This is a genomic window from Streptomyces sp. 71268, assembly GCF_029392895.1.
GTDB lineage: Bacteria > Actinomycetota > Actinomycetes > Streptomycetales > Streptomycetaceae > Streptomyces.
In genome coordinates this window covers 2,658,742-2,674,195 of sequence record NZ_CP114200.1, presented here as the reverse complement: position 1 = coordinate 2,674,195, position 15,454 = coordinate 2,658,742, and the positions used below count along the sequence as shown (strand labels likewise).

Annotated in this window: 14 protein-coding genes and 2 pseudogenes; 8 read left to right on the top strand and 8 right to left on the bottom strand. The window is 71.7% G+C overall.

The window, feature by feature from the left end:
• Positions 1–2: 2 nt before the first annotated feature.
• Both OYE22_RS09715 and OYE22_RS09710 read right to left on the bottom strand, forming a co-directional pair.
• Complete coding sequence (locus OYE22_RS09715) at positions 3–533, bottom strand: NUDIX domain-containing protein (RefSeq protein WP_277320030.1); 531 nt, start codon at positions 531–533, stop codon at positions 3–5.
• Position 534: 1 nt separating this feature from the next.
• A pseudogene (locus tag OYE22_RS09710) lies at positions 535–1,890 on the bottom strand (tetratricopeptide repeat protein).
• A 229-nt stretch (positions 1,891–2,119) separates the two neighbouring features.
• Here OYE22_RS09710 and OYE22_RS09705 point away from each other — a divergent pair.
• The 4 genes from OYE22_RS09705 (at position 2,120) to OYE22_RS09690 (ending at position 5,203) form a co-directional block, all read left to right on the top strand.
• Positions 2,120–2,869 carry a hypothetical protein gene (locus OYE22_RS09705; protein ID WP_277320029.1) on the top strand — a complete coding sequence of 250 codons (750 nt, stop codon included), beginning with the start codon at positions 2,120–2,122 and terminating at the stop codon, positions 2,867–2,869.
• A 77-nt stretch (positions 2,870–2,946) separates the two neighbouring features.
• Entirely contained in the window at positions 2,947–3,858 is a 912-nt protein-coding gene (locus OYE22_RS09700; RefSeq protein ID WP_277320028.1) for a phosphotransferase, read from the top strand.
• A gap of 1 nt (position 3,859) precedes the next feature.
• Positions 3,860–4,591, top strand: coding sequence for a class I SAM-dependent methyltransferase (locus OYE22_RS09695; RefSeq protein ID WP_277320027.1), 732 nt, complete (start codon positions 3,860–3,862; stop codon positions 4,589–4,591).
• Positions 4,592–4,624: 33 nt separating this feature from the next.
• Positions 4,625–5,203, top strand: a complete 579-nt coding sequence (locus OYE22_RS09690; protein WP_277320026.1) for an HAD domain-containing protein — start codon at positions 4,625–4,627, stop codon at positions 5,201–5,203.
• 174 nt (positions 5,204–5,377) lie between these two features.
• Here OYE22_RS09690 and sodN read toward each other — a convergent pair whose 3' ends face one another.
• Positions 5,378–5,773 carry a superoxide dismutase, Ni gene (gene sodN / locus OYE22_RS09685; RefSeq protein WP_176164017.1) on the bottom strand — a complete coding sequence of 132 codons (396 nt, stop codon included), beginning with the start codon at positions 5,771–5,773 and terminating at the stop codon, positions 5,378–5,380.
• Positions 5,774–5,916: 143 nt separating this feature from the next.
• Here sodN and sodX point away from each other — a divergent pair, with 143 nt between their 5' ends.
• Positions 5,917–6,426, top strand: coding sequence for a nickel-type superoxide dismutase maturation protease (gene sodX, locus OYE22_RS09680; RefSeq protein WP_348652196.1), 510 nt, complete (start codon positions 5,917–5,919; stop codon positions 6,424–6,426).
• Positions 6,427–6,470: 44 nt separating this feature from the next.
• On the opposite strand, the pseudogene OYE22_RS09675 reads toward sodX, so the two are convergent.
• Positions 6,471–6,959: pseudogene (locus tag OYE22_RS09675) on the bottom strand (CGNR zinc finger domain-containing protein); the annotation flags it as partial.
• A 97-nt stretch (positions 6,960–7,056) separates the two neighbouring features.
• On the opposite strand from OYE22_RS09675, the gene OYE22_RS09670 reads away from it, so the two are divergent.
• Positions 7,057–7,842, top strand: a complete 786-nt coding sequence (locus OYE22_RS09670; RefSeq protein WP_277320024.1) for a class I SAM-dependent methyltransferase — start codon at positions 7,057–7,059, stop codon at positions 7,840–7,842.
• Between the two features lie 232 nt (positions 7,843–8,074).
• On the opposite strand, the gene OYE22_RS09665 is transcribed toward OYE22_RS09670, so the two are convergent.
• The 3 genes from OYE22_RS09665 to OYE22_RS09655 are packed head-to-tail and all read right to left on the bottom strand — an operon-like array spanning position 8,075 to position 10,777.
• Positions 8,075–8,827, bottom strand: coding sequence for an amino acid ABC transporter ATP-binding protein (locus OYE22_RS09665; protein WP_277324067.1), 753 nt, complete (start codon positions 8,825–8,827; stop codon positions 8,075–8,077).
• Positions 8,828–8,832: 5 nt separating this feature from the next.
• Positions 8,833–9,780, bottom strand: a complete 948-nt coding sequence (locus tag OYE22_RS09660) for an amino acid ABC transporter permease (protein WP_277320023.1) — start codon at positions 9,778–9,780, stop codon at positions 8,833–8,835.
• 40 nt (positions 9,781–9,820) lie between these two features.
• The gene (locus OYE22_RS09655) at positions 9,821–10,777 is read right to left on the bottom strand and encodes an ABC transporter substrate-binding protein (RefSeq protein ID WP_277320022.1); all 957 of its coding nucleotides are present in this window, start codon (positions 10,775–10,777) and stop codon (positions 9,821–9,823) included.
• Between the two features lie 527 nt (positions 10,778–11,304).
• Here OYE22_RS09655 and OYE22_RS09650 point away from each other — a divergent pair.
• The gene (locus OYE22_RS09650; protein ID WP_277320021.1) at positions 11,305–12,513 is read left to right on the top strand and encodes an NADP-dependent malic enzyme; all 1,209 of its coding nucleotides are present in this window, start codon (positions 11,305–11,307) and stop codon (positions 12,511–12,513) included.
• Positions 12,514–12,775: 262 nt separating this feature from the next.
• The gene (locus OYE22_RS09645) at positions 12,776–13,738 is read left to right on the top strand and encodes a zinc-binding dehydrogenase (RefSeq protein WP_277320020.1); all 963 of its coding nucleotides are present in this window, start codon (positions 12,776–12,778) and stop codon (positions 13,736–13,738) included.
• A gap of 155 nt (positions 13,739–13,893) precedes the next feature.
• On the opposite strand, the gene OYE22_RS09640 is transcribed toward OYE22_RS09645, so the two are convergent.
• A complete protein-coding gene (locus OYE22_RS09640; RefSeq protein WP_277320019.1) occupies positions 13,894–15,027 on the bottom strand; it encodes a hypothetical protein in 1,134 nt (377 codons plus the stop codon).
• Positions 15,028–15,454 lie beyond the last annotated feature (427 nt).

The window sequence follows — 15,454 nt, the reverse complement described above, 5'->3', positions numbered from 1 at the left end:
GCCTACTTCCATCCGTGTAGCGATACTTGGGGTCCGTCGGTCAGATAGCGCTGGAGGGCGCTGGAGGTGGTCTCCACGAAGTTCTCGGGGATGGCGCCGGCGTCGACCCAGCCGACCTGGGAGTGCTTGCGCGGTTCGCGGTTCTCGGGCTCACCGGCCCACTCGTGCGTGATGAAGACGACCGTGAGGAAGCCGTTGGGGGCCTCAACGCCCCAGGCGCCGTGGATGAGGTGGGCGACCTTGAGGGACTCGGGCTTCACCGTGAGGCCGGTCTCCTCGTAGAGCTCGCGGACCGCGGTCTCCGTAATGGGTTCGCCCGGTTCGCTCTTGCCGACGGGGAGGTCCCACGTGCCCTGGCCGAACTTGGCGTTCTCGCTGCGTTGGAGGAGGACGACGCGGTTGGTGGCCTTGTCGTGGACGATGACGGCGGCGACCAGCAGTGTCATCGATTCGAGCGCCGGCTTGAGGGCCTTCGGCTGGTCGTCGGTCTGCTGAGTCACGGTGTTCCCTTCGTCGGGCGGGTTGTTGGGCATGCTAGGCGAGGGCCTCGCGGGCGCGGCGGGTGAGATCTGCGGCGCCGGGAACGCGACGGCGCTGGTAGACCGCGAGCGTGGAGCGGATTGAGGTGATCGCCTTCCGGGTCCGGTCGGAGGTCATGCCCTCCATGAGGACTAGGGCCTGGTTCCAGGCGGCGACGGCTTCGTCGGCGCGGGCCTGGGCAGCGAGGCTGTCGCCGAGGTCTGCGTGGGTGAGGGCGTGGACGCGCTTGTACTTCTCGGGGTCCCAGCGGGTGAGGGCCTCTCGGTGCTGCTGTTCGGTGCCGAGGTGGTCGGCGAGGTCGGTCAGGGTGCGGGCGGTGTGGCTGGCCACGGTGCCGGCGGCGGGGCCGCTGACGCGGGAGTAGCTGGGCTGGGGGCCGTCGCCCCGTAGGAGGGCGTCTTCGGCGGCGAGCAGGGCGCGCGCGGCCGACGGATTCTCGTCGGTGGCCGCTTAGGCGCGGGCGTGGGTGATGTGAAGGAGCGCCTCGGTCTGGCCGTCGACGTGGCCGAGACCTGCGCGGAGGGCGCCTTCGACGAGGTCGACGCAGTGGTGGGGCTGTTTGAGGCTCAGAGCTTGGTGGGCGAGGGCGCGCATCATCCAGGCGGCGTGGCCGTGGGGGTCGGCTTCGCAGGCGAGCTGGTAGCCGACCTGGTAGTAGCGCTGGGCGGCGCCTTCCTGGCCGAGGTCGTGGTGTTTCCACCCTGCGAGGTAGGCGAGTTCGGCGACGGCGCCGAAGGCGGCCCGGCGTAAGGCTTCGCTTGGGAAGCGTCCGCGCAGCATGGGGGCGGCTGTGTCGGCGAGGTAAGCGGTGACGGTGGTCAGGCCGTGCCCGCCGCCGAGGCGCTCGTCGGCGGCGCTGAAGGCCGCGGTGATCTGCCGTACGACGTCCACGTCCTCTGTCCCGACCCGGGCGGTGCCGGTGCGGGCGCGGAGCATGCGGGCGGTGGCTTCGTGGTCGTATCCGAGCGGCATGGCGACGCCGGCGGTGGTGAAGGCCGCGATGGCGAGGAAGCGGCGGCGCTCGACGTCGGCCCGACCCAGGTCGGTGGCGGCGAGGACGGGGTCGGATTCCGCCGGAGCATCGGTATCGCCGACCTGGAGGCCGATCTCGGTCTGGGTAATCGTGCGCCCCGCTCGGCGGGACAGCGCCTCGGCCAGGTACTGGCCTACCCGGCCCGACGGGGTGCGGGTGCCGTTCACCCAGTGCGAGATGGCCGACTTGTTGGTCTGGAGGATCTCGCCGTTCTCGGCCGCGATGCGCCGCACATCTCTGGCGAGGGCCTCGTAGGTGCAGCCGACAGTCCCGATGACATCGCGCAGAAGGGAGTTGGGTCTTCTCTGCGCCGCCACGATCGTCTCCGTTTCTGGAGCTGTAAACCGCGTATACCGCTTCAACCGGCTTCCACCGTACCCACTGAGCGTGACCACCGGTTCACTTGTCAGCAGCCGCCCGGAACGGCGCGACCGTGATCCCGTGATCCGGGCTCCCCTTGGTCCGGGCGGCCCCGAGGTTCCGTACGCCCATACCGGGCTCGGGCATTCCTGTGCTCGAACCCGGCCGATCAGAGACGGAGACACGGTGACCACCATCGACACCACGGCCATCACGGTCGAGCTGCCCGAGGCGCTCGACCCGCGCTGGAGCCGCCTGCCCGGCATCCAGGTCGACGGCCGGCGCATCACCATCGACCCGGCCGAGTACTTCTTCCGCTTCGAGTCGAACACCTGGCTCGTCGCCGACTGGGAGCTGGTCAAGGCTCAGCTCCTGGACGTGGACGAGACGACCGAGAGCGCGGTCGAGCAGCTCGCGCTCGACTTCATCAAGCAGCACAGCGAGTCCACGTCCGACGCGGCCCGCGTCCTAGTCACCGCGTACGAGGTGTACGCCTACCTCTCCCGCGACGAGCACCTGGCCGGCCTCGGCCTGCCGCAGATCACCGCCGAGCACCTGCGGATGCTCCGCCAGGCGGCCACGCTCATGGCGCTCAACAAGGTCGAGGTGGACGGGCACATCTCCAACGTCGGCCCGTGCTGGTTCTTCCCCGCCGCCACGTCCGTCATCTTCGACCTGGACGACGAGACGGGAGGGATGCTCGACGAGGTCTACCACGGCGGCTGGTTCAACGAGCACCGCCGGATCGAGTCCGTCAAGGCCCACGCCGCGCTCGGCGGTCGGCTCGTGCACGGCTGCCAGTCCGTGCCGGACCAGTCCGGCGGCGTGGTCGCGCCCTACGGTGCCTCGATGGCGAACTTCCGCGACGACCTCGCCGCGTTCAAGGCGGGCTGGATCGAGCAGGTCTACGCCCACCGCGTGAACCCCGCCGCGTAACCACCACCCGATCAGGCTCCGGGGCGAGCCGGCACCCCTCGCCCGCCCCGGACGCCGCCATCCCCCGGAGCCTCCACGTGACGACGAACCCCAGCGCCGAACTCCTCGACAACCTGCTCACCGCGACCGGCCAGACCACCGCCGCACGGGAGGAGGTGCGCGTGTGGTCCATGTCCGGCGTCGAGCGGGTCACCTTCCCCGACAGCTCCACGGCCATCTTCAAGTACGCCAAGAAGCCGTTCGACGGCGAGGACCAGGCCCTCCGTCTGGCCCGCACCCTCGGTGTTCCCGTCCCCCAGGTCCAAGCCTCCGCTGTCCTGGACGGATGGCTCGGCATGCTCATGGAGGACCTCGGACCGTCCGTCCGCGAGGCCGACGACCTCGACGGCGTCGCCGCGGCCGTGATCCTGCACGGCAGCCGTACGGCTCCGCCCTTGCCCGTCCTCGACCAGCAGCGGCTGCGGACGCTGCCGGCCCGGGCGCTGGAACACCTCGAACGGCTGCGCAAGGCCGACCGGTGGCAGGACGCCGATGATGTCGAGGACGCACTCGACCGGGTCACCCAGGCCAGCGAGGCCCGCTCAGCCGGAGCGACGATCGCTCCCTTCGGCTGGGTGCACTCCGAGTTTCACCCCACCAGCCTCCACATCGGCGAGCGTGGCTGGCGGCTGCTCGACTTCGCCCGCGCCTTCACCGGCCCCGGCCTGCTCGACCTCGCCAGCTGGCACGGCACCATCGATCCGCCGCACCCCGTGCGCCTGCGCGTCTTTCTGGAGCAGTACGTCACCGCCGGCGGCACCCCCGACGCCCTCGTCCCGCGCGGCGGGCTCGCCGCCGAGAACTGGGCCCTGGGCTGGCACCGCATGTGGGCCGTCGAGTGGTTCATGGAGCAGTCCATCCGCTGGATCGACGACCCGGCCACCGACCCCGCCTACATCAAGGCTGTCCGCCGCCACCTCAGCGACGTCCTCCGCCTCCTGGAGATCTGACGTGCTCGCCCAGGCATCCTCATGGCACGCCCACGCCCTCCAGCGCACCGCCGCCGGCCTCGCCGAACCCCTATCCGTACCCGCCCGGATGGAATGGACCGCGAGACCCGGTCAAGGGCCCGGAGCTGACATCCTCGGCCCTGAGCTGCGCGGCAAGCGGCTCCTGGAACTCGGCTGCGGCCCCGGCCACAACGCCGCCCACCTCGCCACCCTTCCCCAAGCTCTCGGCTCCGCGCGAGCAGGGGAGGCCCCAATCGGCGCCCACGTCACGGGCGTCGACCTGGTCGGCCTTCAGATCCGCCGCGCCCGTTCCCACTACGGACGGCTGAACAACCTCACCTTCGTCGCCGGCCACGCCCTGCACTACCTGCACACCTCCGACGAGCGGTTCGACGCCATCTACTCCGTCTTCGGCGCCATGGGCCTCGTCGCCCCTGAGCTCCTGCTGCCGGCCATCGCGCAGCGACTCACGCCTGGCCGGGTGCTCGCCTTCTCCGTCCCGCACCCGCGGCGCGGCGGTCGAAGCCCTTCCGGCGACGACCGTCCTCGCCGCGACCACGTCACCCTCCCCGACCGCGCCCGGCTCCCCATCGCCCGCTGGGAGTTCTCCACGGACCGCTGGGAGAAGCACCTCAGCCGAGCGGGCTTCTGGCTCACCTCGGCCCAGGAGTTCCACGACCCCCGCATGGGCCACTGGCCCACCACCCTGCTGATCCGCGCTCGCAGGCTCTGACCAGCCGTTCGCCCGGCTTCCCCTGGAGGACCGATGCGCCCGCCCTACCTGCTCATCGACATCGACGGCGTCCTCATACCCTTCCCTGGCGCGGACGGCTTGGCCCCGGTCACCCACACCCGCCACGACGTCGTTCCCGCCGGCCGCAGCGCCGACAACCCGGTCACCGTCTGGCTCGACCCCGCCCACGGGCCCCTGCTCATGGACGTGATCCGCACCGGCCTGGTCGCCCCCGTCTGGTGCAGCAGCTGGCGGCAGGACGCCACCACCCTCATCGGCCCGCTCCTCGGCCTTCCAACCCTGTCGTACGTCGACCTGCCACGTCCCCAGATCATCACCAGCCACCCCAATGGCTACCTCTGGAAGCGCGACCACGTCGATGCCTGGCTGGGTGATGCCCCAGCCGTCTGGATCGACGACGACTTCACCGCCCTCGACCACGACTGGGCGGCGAAACGCTCCGCTCGCGGCGCGGCGACTCTCCTGGTGCAACCCGACCCCCGCGTCGGGCTTCGGGCCGGCCACCTGGTCGAGGTACGTGAGTGGGCTGGGCGGCTGCTCGCCACGCGGGCTGTCGCACGGGTCGCTCCGAGCGAAACCGACCCCCCGTAACGCGACCCGCCCCACCCGCCGCCTCCCGGCGGCGGCCCCCCGCCCCCCCACACGACCGCACCCGGCCCACCCCCCGTCACTACTGACAGCGGGCGGACCGGGTGCGAGGGAGAGCCGTGGGCGGGCGCCGGGTGGGGGCTCGCCGAAAAGAGGCCGAAAGAAGCCGGCGGCGGCTCAGGCCTTCTTGGTCTCCCAGAAGATCTTGTCCACCTGGGCGATGTAGTCCAGGGCCTTCTGACCCGTGGCGGGGTCGGTGGAGCCCTTGGCCGCGCTCAGGGCCTTCAGCGTGTCGTTGATGAGCTGGTGCAGCTCCGGGTACTTCTCGAAGTGCGGGGGCTTGAAGTAGTCGCTCCACAGCACGGAGATGTGGTGCTTGGCCAGCTCCGCGCGCTGCTCCTTGATGATGGTGGCGCGGGCGCGGAAGTGCTCGTCCTCGTTGGCCTGGTACTTCTCCTGGACTGCCTTGACCGACTCGGCCTCGATGCGGGCCTGGGCCGGGTCGTACACGCCGCAGGGAAGGTCGCAGTGGGCGCTGACCTTTACCTTGGGGGCGAACAGGCGGGAAAGCATAGAGCTGTCCTTCCTCGTGATCGTCTTCTCAGGTGCGAGATTACTCCGTGGGGGAAGGCTTTTCTCGGGTGGCCCGGGGGGCTTAGGACAAAAGTCCGGTGTCGGACTGGGACTGATGGAGCGACGGACCGGGAGGTGCCGTGATGCCGGAGCGGACGCGGGAGCGTGACCGCGAGCGCGGGCAGGGGGAGGACGGCGAGCGCCACGGGCTGCTGCGAATCGGTCTCGCCGAGGTGTACAACCCGTCGATGGTGCCCACCCTGCGCCCGGGTGACCAGCTCGTCGTGCGGTACGGGGCGGGCGTGCAGGTCGGCGACGTGGTCGTGCTGCGCCATCCGTTCGCGCAGGACCTGCTGATCGTCAAGCGTGTCGTGGGGCGGCGGCCCGGAGGCTGGTGGGTGGAGGGGGACAACCCGTACGTCCACAACGACAGTCGCGAGTTCGGCGCCGTCCCGGGCGAGCTGGTGGTCGCGCGGGCGCTGGCCCGGCTGCGTCCGCCGCCGGGGGCCGGTCAGCGCTCGGTGGCGGGGCTGCTGTCGTGGGCGGCGTCGGCGGTGCGGCCGGTGGGCTCGGGGCGGGGGCCGTTCGGCCGGCTGGCCGGCCGCTCCGGGCGCTCGGAGCGCTCGCTCTCCAGGCGCTTGCGGGCGCGGTAGGCGGCGACGTTCGCGCGCGTGGCGCAGCGGTCGGAGCAGTAGCGGCGCGAACGGTTCGTCGACGTGTCGAGGTAGGCGTTGCGGCACGGTGACGCCTCGCAGATGCCGAGCCGGTCGGCGCCCAGCTCGGTGAGGTGGAAGGCGAGTCCCATGGAGGCGGTGGCCGCGTAGCTGGCGCCCGCGTTGGCGGCGTAGTCCGCGATGTGCATGTGCCACTTGGGCCGGCCGTCCTCGTCCCGTACCTCGTGGCCCGAAATCTGCGGGCTCACCGGGAACTCCAGCAGCAGCGCGTTGAGCAGGTCGACGGCCAGTACCTCGTCGCCTCGGTCGGCCGCCTCGAAGACGGCGCGCAGTCGCCCCCGCACCCCGCGCAGCCGGGTCACGTCGGCCTCGGTGGCCCGCCGCGCGACCTGCTGGCTCGGGCCGAACAGGTCCCGTACGGCCTCGACCGAGGTGAGCCCGTCGGTGCCGCGCTCGGGCTCCTCGCTGTTGACGAGTTGGACGGCGAGATCCGAGTAATAGGCCAGTTCCACTTGTAGTCCTTACGGAGGCGGTCTATGGTCGTCGGTGCAGTGGGTAATGACTGCTCTGGATGTCAGGGTATTACGTAGAGGTCATGGGAGAGTCGCGATGACGGAGACGATCACGGCCGCGGGCGCTGACTGGCGAGCCTGGCAGGCCAGTTGGGACCGGCAGCAGGAGTGGTACATGCCGGACCGCGAGGAGCGGTTCCGGGCCATGCTCGACATGGTCGAGGCGGCGGTCGGCCCGGCGCCGCGCGTGCTCGACCTCGCCTGTGGCACCGGCAGCATCAGCGACCGCGTGCTGGCCCGCTTCCCCGAGGCCACCAGCACCGGCGTCGACCTCGACCCGGCGCTGCTGACCATCGCGCGCGGGTACTTCGCGGACGAGCGCCGCGTCGAGTTCGTCACCGCCGACCTGCGGGACCCCGAGTGGCGGAGCAGGCTGCCGCACGCCTCGTACGACGCGGTGCTCACCGCGACCGCGCTGCACTGGCTGAACAGCGACGCGCTGAGCACGCTGTACGGGCAGGTCGCGGAGCTGGTACGGGAGGGCGGGGTGTTCATGAACGCCGACCATATGCCCGTCCCGTCCACGCCCCGGATCAACGCCGCGGAGCGGCGGTTCCGCAAGGCCCGGCAGGAGCGCGAGCGGGCCGAGGGCGTGCAGGACTGGGCCGAGTGGTGGCGGGCGGTCGCCGCCGACGAGGTGCTGGGCGGACCTGCGGCCGAGCGGTTCAAGATCTTCAACAACCCCACCGAGGTCAGCAACGACCACGACGGCAACGACGAGTCGGTGGAGTGGCACGTGGCGGCGCTGCGCGCGGCCGGGTTCGACGAGGCCCGCCCGGTGTGGTGCTCGGCCACCGACGCCGTGGTGCTCGGACTCAAGTAGGTCCGACGGCTCGGGCCCGCGCCGCCCCCGCTTCGCGGGCGGCGCGGGTGGCCGGCCGCCCCGGAGCCGGGTACGTGCCGAGGTGGGCGGGCGTGCGGGGGCGGCACGGGCCGCGTGGGCCCGTGCCGCCGTCGCGTCTGTCTCCTCATCCGCACGCGCCGCCGCCCCGCCGTCGCCGGCCGGGCGGGCGCCGGGCTCCGGGAGGCCGGTAACCGGGTCTGGCGCCGGCCGCTCACAGCACCTTGGACAGGAACGACTTCGTGCGCTCGTGCTGCGGGTTGGTCAGCACCTCACGCGGGTGGCCGGTCTCGACCACCACGCCGTCGTCCATGAAGACCAGCGCGTCGCCGACCTCGCGGGCGAAGCCCATCTCGTGGGTGACGACGATCATCGTCATGCCGGACTCGGCGAGGTCGCGCATCACGTCGAGCACGTCGCCCACCAGCTCCGGGTCGAGCGCGGAGGTCGGCTCGTCGAAGAGCATCAGCTTGGGCTCCATGGCCAGCGCCCGCGCGATGGCCACCCGCTGCTGCTGTCCTCCGGAGAGCTGGGCCGGGTAGTTGCCGGCCTTGTCGGCCAGGCCCACCCGGTCGAGCAGCTTCAGTGCGCGCTCCCGGGCGACCGCCTTGGACTCCCGCTTGACCTGGACCGGCGCCTCCATCACGTTCTCCACCGCGGTCATGTGCGGGAAGAGGTTGAAGCGCTGGAAGACCATGCCGATGTCGCGGCGCTGCGCGGCGACCTCGCGGTCGCGCAGCTCGTAGAGCTTGTTGCCCTGCTGCCGGTAGCCGACCAGGTCGCCGTCGACGTACAGCCGCCCGGCGTTGATCTTCTCCAGGTGGTTGATGCAGCGCAGGAACGTGGACTTGCCCGATCCCGAGGGGCCGATGAGGCAGAACACCTCGCGCGGGGCGACCTCCAGGTCGATGCCCTTGAGTACCTCGATCGCGCCGAAGGACTTGTGCACGCCCTCGGCCTTGACCATGGCGGTCACGCGCCGCCACCCCCCTTCGTGCCGCGGGTGCTCAGCGAGCCCACGTTGGCCTTGACCTTCTGCCACGGCGTGGGCGGCAGTTGACGCAGGGAGCCGCGGGCGAACCGCCGCTCCAGGTAGAACTGGCCGATGCTCAGCACGCTGGTGACCACCAGGTACCAGATCGCCGCCAGGAAGAGCATCTCGACCGTGCCGCCCGAGGTCTGGCCGACGTTGGTGGCCGCCTGGAGCAGGTCGTAGTACTGCACCGCGATCACCAGCGAGGTGGTCTTGAGCAGGTTGATGAACTCGTTGCCGGTCGGCGGCACGATCACCCGCATCGCCTGCGGCAGCACCACCCGGCGCAGCGTCTTGGCCTGGCTCATGCCCAGCGCGTGCGACGCCTCGGTCTGCCCCTCGTCCACCGACTGGATGCCGGCCCGGCAGATCTCCGCCATGTACGCGGCCTCGTTGAGGCCGAGGCCGAGCAGCGCCGCCAGGAACGGCGTCATGAAGTCCGCCCACTCGTCCTGGTAGATGGGGCCGAGGTTGATGTACTCGAAGACCAGGCCGAGGTTGAACCACAGGAGGAGCTGGACGTAGACCGGGGTGCCGCGGAAGAACCAGATGTAGGCCCACGCGATGGACGCGGTGACCGGGTTCTTCGACAGCCGCATCACGGCGAGCACGACGCCGAGGGCCACGCCGAGCGCCATCGCGACGATCGTGAGCCAGATCGTGTTGCGGACGCCCTTGAGGATGTCCTTGTCGAAGAAGTAGTCGGGGACGGCGCCCCAGTTCACCTTGCCCTGCGCGAAGGCGTTGACGAGCAGGCCGAGCAGGCCGAGCGCGATCACCGCCGAGACCCAGCGGCCGTAGTGCCGGACCGGGATGGCCTTGATCGCCTCGGGGGCAGGAGCCGGGGCGCCCGAGGGCCCCGTCACCTTGTCGATGTCAACAGTCACAGGTGCTGCCTTTCAGCATGAACCGTCACGAACGGGGCGGTCAGGAGCCGCCGTTGATCTTCGCCTCGGTGACGGCGCCGGCCTCGACGCCCCACTTCTTGAGGACCTTCTCGTACGCGCCGTTCTTGATGATCTCGTCGAAGGCGGCCTTGAGGGCGTCCCGGAGCTGGGTGTTGTCCTTGCTGATCGCCACGCCGTACGGGGCGGCCTCGACCTGCTCGCCGACGATCTCGAAGTCGTTGCCGCCGCCCGAGGTCTGCACGGCGTACGCGGCGACCGGGAAGTCGCTCGCCGCGGCGTCGGCGCCACCGGCCCGCAGCCGGGTCTGGGCCTGTACGTCGTTGTCGAACGCCTCGATGGCGATCGTCCCCCTGCCCTTGTCCTCGCACGCCTTGACCTGGTCCTTGGCCAGGTCGTGGGAGACGGTGCCGCGCTGCACGACGATCTTCTTGCCGCACAGGTCGTCCCAGGTCTCGATGGACTGGGTCTTGCCCTTACGCGTGTAGATCGAGACGCCGGCCTGGAAATAGTCGACGAAGTCGACGCCCTCGCTGACCTTCTTGCCCTTTTCGGGGTCGATGCCCTCCTGGCGCTCCTTGGTGTCGGTCATGGCCGACATGGCGATGTCGTACCGCTTGGAGCGCAGACCGGTGAGGAGGGTGTCGAAGGTGCCGTTGGCGAACTCGAACCGCACGCCCAGCTCCTTGCCGAGCGCGTCGGCGAGGTCGGGGTCGATGCCGACGGTCCGTCCGCTCTTCTTGAATTCCACCGGCGGGAAGGCGATATCCGACCCGACCTTGATCACGCCCGCATTCTGGACATTTTTTGGCAGCTTGTTGAAGAGGCCCTTTCCGGAAGCGGAGCCGTCCACCTTGTCCCGCTGATCGCCGCAGCCGGACAGCAACAGGGCGCCGGTGACCGCGAAGGCGGCGACGGCGAACGACCTGGGTGTCCGAGGGGTGGCCATGCCCGGCCGACGAGAGCGGCTGGCGGTCATACTGGTTCCTCCTGCGGATGAGGGAAGCACCGACGGGGCCGGCACACACCTTCGGGTGTCGCGGCCGTGTGTGATTGGGGCATCTTGCCATCCGGGCCAGCGCATATGGGGGGCCGGCGAGGTCAAAATCGGATAACGGGCAGCTCGCACGGTGCGGTGTCCGAACGACGTCAGTCATGACGTCCTGACGGCGCACCGGGAAACGCCCGGGTGACGGAATGGCTACCGCCGCGTGACCGCGGTGTCGCGGTACATGGATATTCGGTAGCGATTGACCTGCTTTCGGTGTTAACGCGGGGTTGCCGCATCGCACCGCGACGGAACTCACTCGTTCGGGAGTGCGCTTCTCCGGTAAAAAAGACGGTTACACCCCTCACCCGGGGCTCAGGGCACGTGTGCGGCGTGCCCGGCGTTCGCCCACCTCCGCCGCGGCTATCCGCGGGGCGGAAGGCGGACGCGGTGCCCGCCCGCTCCGCAACACAGGGGGCGGCTACCCTCACCAGATATACGACAAAGGGGTCAAGAAAGTGGCAGCGGAGATCGTGAATCCTCGCAGCGACAGCGACGGTACGACGGACGAAGAACTCTTCGACCCGGCCTTCGCGTTGCACCGGGGCGGCAAGATGGCCGTCCAGGCGACCGTGCCGATGCGCGACCGGGACGACCTGTCCCTCGCCTACACGCCCGGTGTCGCCAAGGTGTGCAGCGCGATCGCCGAACAGCCCGAGCTCGTCCACGACTACACCTGGAAGTCCCAGGTGGTGGCCGTGGTGACGGACGGCAGCGCGGTGCTCGGACTTGGCGACATCGGCCCGGAGGCCTCCCTCCCGGTCATGGAGGGCAAGGCCATCCTCTTCAAGCAGTTCGGCGGCGTCGACGCGGTGCCGATCGCGCTCGACTGCCGGGACGTCGACGAGATCGTCGACACCGTCGCCCGGCTCGCGCCCTCCTTCGGCGGCATCAACCTGGAGGACATCTCCGCGCCGCGGTGCTTCGAGATCGAGCGCCGGCTGCAGGAGCGCGTCGACATCCCCATCTTCCACGACGACCAGCACGGCACCGCCGTCGTCACGCTGGCCGCGCTGCGCAACGCCGCGCAGCTCACCGGCCGGCCGCTCGGCGGGCTGCGGGCCGTCATCTCGGGCGCGGGCGCCGCCGGCGTCGCCATCGCCAAGATCCTCGTCGAGGCCGGCATCGGCGACGTCGCCGTCTGCGACCGCAAGGGCATCGTCTCGGCCGAGCGCACCGACCTCACCGACGTCAAGCGCGACCTGGCCGGCTTCACCAACAAGGCGGGCCTGACCGGCTCCCTGGAGCAGGCGCTGGACGGCGCGGACGTCTTCATCGGCGTCTCCGGCGGCACCGTCCCCGAGTCCGCGGTCGCGACGATGGCCAAGGACGCGATGATCTTCGCGATGGCCAACCCGAACCCGGAGATCCACCCGGACGTGGCGCACAAGTACGCCGCGGTCGTGGCCACCGGCCGCAGCGACTTCCCGAACCAGATCAACAACGTCCTGGCCTTCCCCGGCATCTTCGCCGGCGCCCTCCAGGTCCGGGCCTCCCGGATCACCGAGGGCATGAAGCTGGCGGCGGCCGAGGCGCTGGCGGCCGTGGTCGCCGACGAGCTGAGCGCCGACCGCGTGATCCCCTCGCCCTTCGACGAGCGGGTGGCCCCCGCCGTCACCGCGGCCGTGGCCGCCGCCGCGCGCGCGGAGGGCGTCGCCCGCCGCTAGCCGCGGCGCGCGAGCCGCACGCCGGCAGTGAGGCGGGCCCACTCCCAGGTCGGGGGTGGGCCCGCCCTCGTACGGGAGCGCGTACGCCGGGGGTCGGGGGCGCCTGGCGGCGCGGCCCAACGCGGCCGGAGGCGGGGGCGGTGGGCCGGCGCGGCGTTGGTTCAGGCCAATACGGCACCGGGTGTGGGCCGTGCGAGGGGTGGGGGCAGCGTCACACCGTCGCCCGGTTCCGTCGGGCCCGGCGCGCGCCTAGGGTCGGGGCATGTTCGCTGCCTACGCCGCTCGCATCGACCCTGACCAGCCGCTGTCCGGACTGGAGTTGGGGGACCGCCCCGAGCCCACCGACCGGGCCGGCTGGACCACCGTCAGCGTCAAGGCCGCGTCGCTGAACCACCACGACCTGTGGTCGCTGCGCGGCGTGGGGCTCGGCGAGGAGAGCCTGCCGATGATCCTCGGCTGCGACGCGGCCGGCGTCGACGCCGAGGGCAACGAGGTCGTGCTGCACTCGGTCATCGGTCAGAGCGGACACGGCGTCGGCGCGCACGAGCCCCGCTCCATCCTCACCGAGCGCTACCAGGGCACCTTCGCCGAGCGCGTCGCGGTGCCGGAGTGGAACGTGCTGCGCAAGCCGAAGGAGCTGTCCTTCGAGGAGGCCGCCTGCCTGCCGACGGCGTGGCTCACCGCGTACCGCATGCTGTTCACCAACGCCGGCGTGCGCCCGGGCGACTCCGTGCTGGTGCAGGGCGCCGGCGGGGGCGTGGCGACCGCGGCGATCGTGCTGGCGAAGGCGGCCGGGCTGCGGGTGTACGCGACGAGCCGGGACGAGGCCAAGCGCGCGCGGGCGATGGAGCTGGGGGCGGTGGCGGCCGTCGAGCCGGGCGCCCGGCTGCCGCAGCGGGTGGACGCCGTGATCGAGACGGTGGGCGCGGCGACCTGGTCGCACTCGGTCAAGTCGCTGCGGCCGGGCGGCACCCTGGTCATCTCCGGCGCCACCTCGGGCCCGAGCCCCAAGGCCGCGGAGTTGAACCGCATCTTCTTCCTGGAGCTGAAGGTGGTCGGCTCGACCATGGGCACCAAGGACGAGTTGGAGGGCTTGCTGAACTTCTGCGCGGCCACCGGCGTGCGCCCGGTGATCGACACCGTGCTCCCGCTGGACCGGGCCCGCGAGGGCTTCGCGAAGATGGCGGAGGGCGACCTGTTCGGCAAGGTCGTCCTGACGGTGTGACATGACCTGACGGGCTTGGGGCCACTGCCCGCCGTGCGCGCGCGTCGGGCGGAGCCGCGTGCGACCTTCCCTCACCGTTCCGTACGGACGGCGGGGGTGGGGGAGTGGGGGCCGCCCGAGCGGTGCGCGGCCCCGGACCACCCGTGTTCCCGTCCTCAGAGCGTCAGCGCGTACGCCTGCCAGCGGCTGGTGATGCGCGCCCCGAGCAGTTCCGCGGCGCGGCGCAGCGGCGGGTCGGCTATCTCGCGGATGTCGAGGTCGGCCGCGTCCGCGCTGGCGGTGCGCAGGTGGGCTATCAGCCCGGCGATGCCGGCGGCGAGTTCGGTCGGTGAGGTGTCGAGCGGCGCGGTGACCTCCAGCAGGGCCCGACCGTCGATGAGGTCGGCGGCGAACTGGGCGGTGAGCGAGCCGTCGGCGCCGAGCAGGTCGAGCACGTGGCCCTGCGGCGCGCGGTGCGCCAGGTACGCGTCGACGCCGGCGGCGTCCCAGGGCGGCTCGGGCACCGCGTGTTCGCCGGGACAGGACCGCGCCGCCACGCCGCCCGACCCTTCCAGCTCCGGCAGGGCGTCGACGAGGTCGGGGGGGACCTGGCCGGACCGGCGGTCGTGCTGGGCGTGCACGGTGTTGTACAGGCGGACGTACGCCTCGACGGCCGGGTGCGGGCCCGGCGGAAAGGGGCGCGGGGTCTCGCGCAGGAGTGCCGGCGGCAGGCCGGACGGCGGGGCCCACGCCTTGAGGTCGGGCACCGTCCAGTGCCGGCCCAGTTCCCCGTCGACGCGGGCCCCCAGCGCGTCGGCGGCGCGCCCCGCGGGGCCGGTGTCGGGGCCGCTCCAGTTGATGGTGGCGAAGCCCAGCTCCTTGGCCCGGGCGGCGGCGTGCCGCAGCAGCAGCGTCACCAGCTCGACCGCGCGGGGGGGTTCCGGGGTCTCCTCGCGCGTCCCGTAGCGCCCGGGGGCCAGTCGTCTGCGTACTCCGGTGGCCAGGGTGTGGTCGAAGACCACCGCCGCCGACTCGCCCGGTGGCTGTAACAGCCGTCCCCAGCCCAGGAGTTCGCGCCCACCACGGACGATCACCACGCCCCGGCAGGCGAACGCGTCGGCCCGGGCCGAGTCCGCCCGCGCGATCGCCGGTGGGGACTCCACCCGGGCCGGTCGTCGCGCCGTCCTGGAGGCCGGTGGCCACTCCTGGCTCCGGTGCGGGTCCACGAGGTCGGCCAGCTCCTGCGCGAGCAACTCGTCGGCGCCGGCGGCGGAGTCGAATTCCACCGTGATGGCGGCGGGCAAGGACATACGGTTCCCTCTTCCGCGTCGTGCGCGCCGCACGATGCGGCACGGCCAGTAGACCTCCCAGTACATCTCACGGGCGACGCACGCACGACCCGCCCAGGGCGGAGATACGCCTCCTCCGTAAGGCGGGCGTAGTCAGCCCTGCGGAGCGCACGACGGGTCCGGCGGCGAGCGGATGGCGGACCGCCCGCCCGGGGCCCGCGCGTGCCGGCCCGGCCCGGCCCACCGGACGCCGCCCCTCCACGCGGCGTCCGACCCGGGCCGGCGCCGGCCGGCCGGGGTGGTGCCGTATCGCCCGGTCGGCCATACCGGCAGGTCAACCGCCGGGCGCGGGGCGGCGAACGGGGCCGGCGCCGGTCGCGGGGCGGGGCCGTGGCGGACGCCGGGCGGTGCCCGGCCTGCGAGGCGAAGGAGGTTGCGGAAGGGGCGC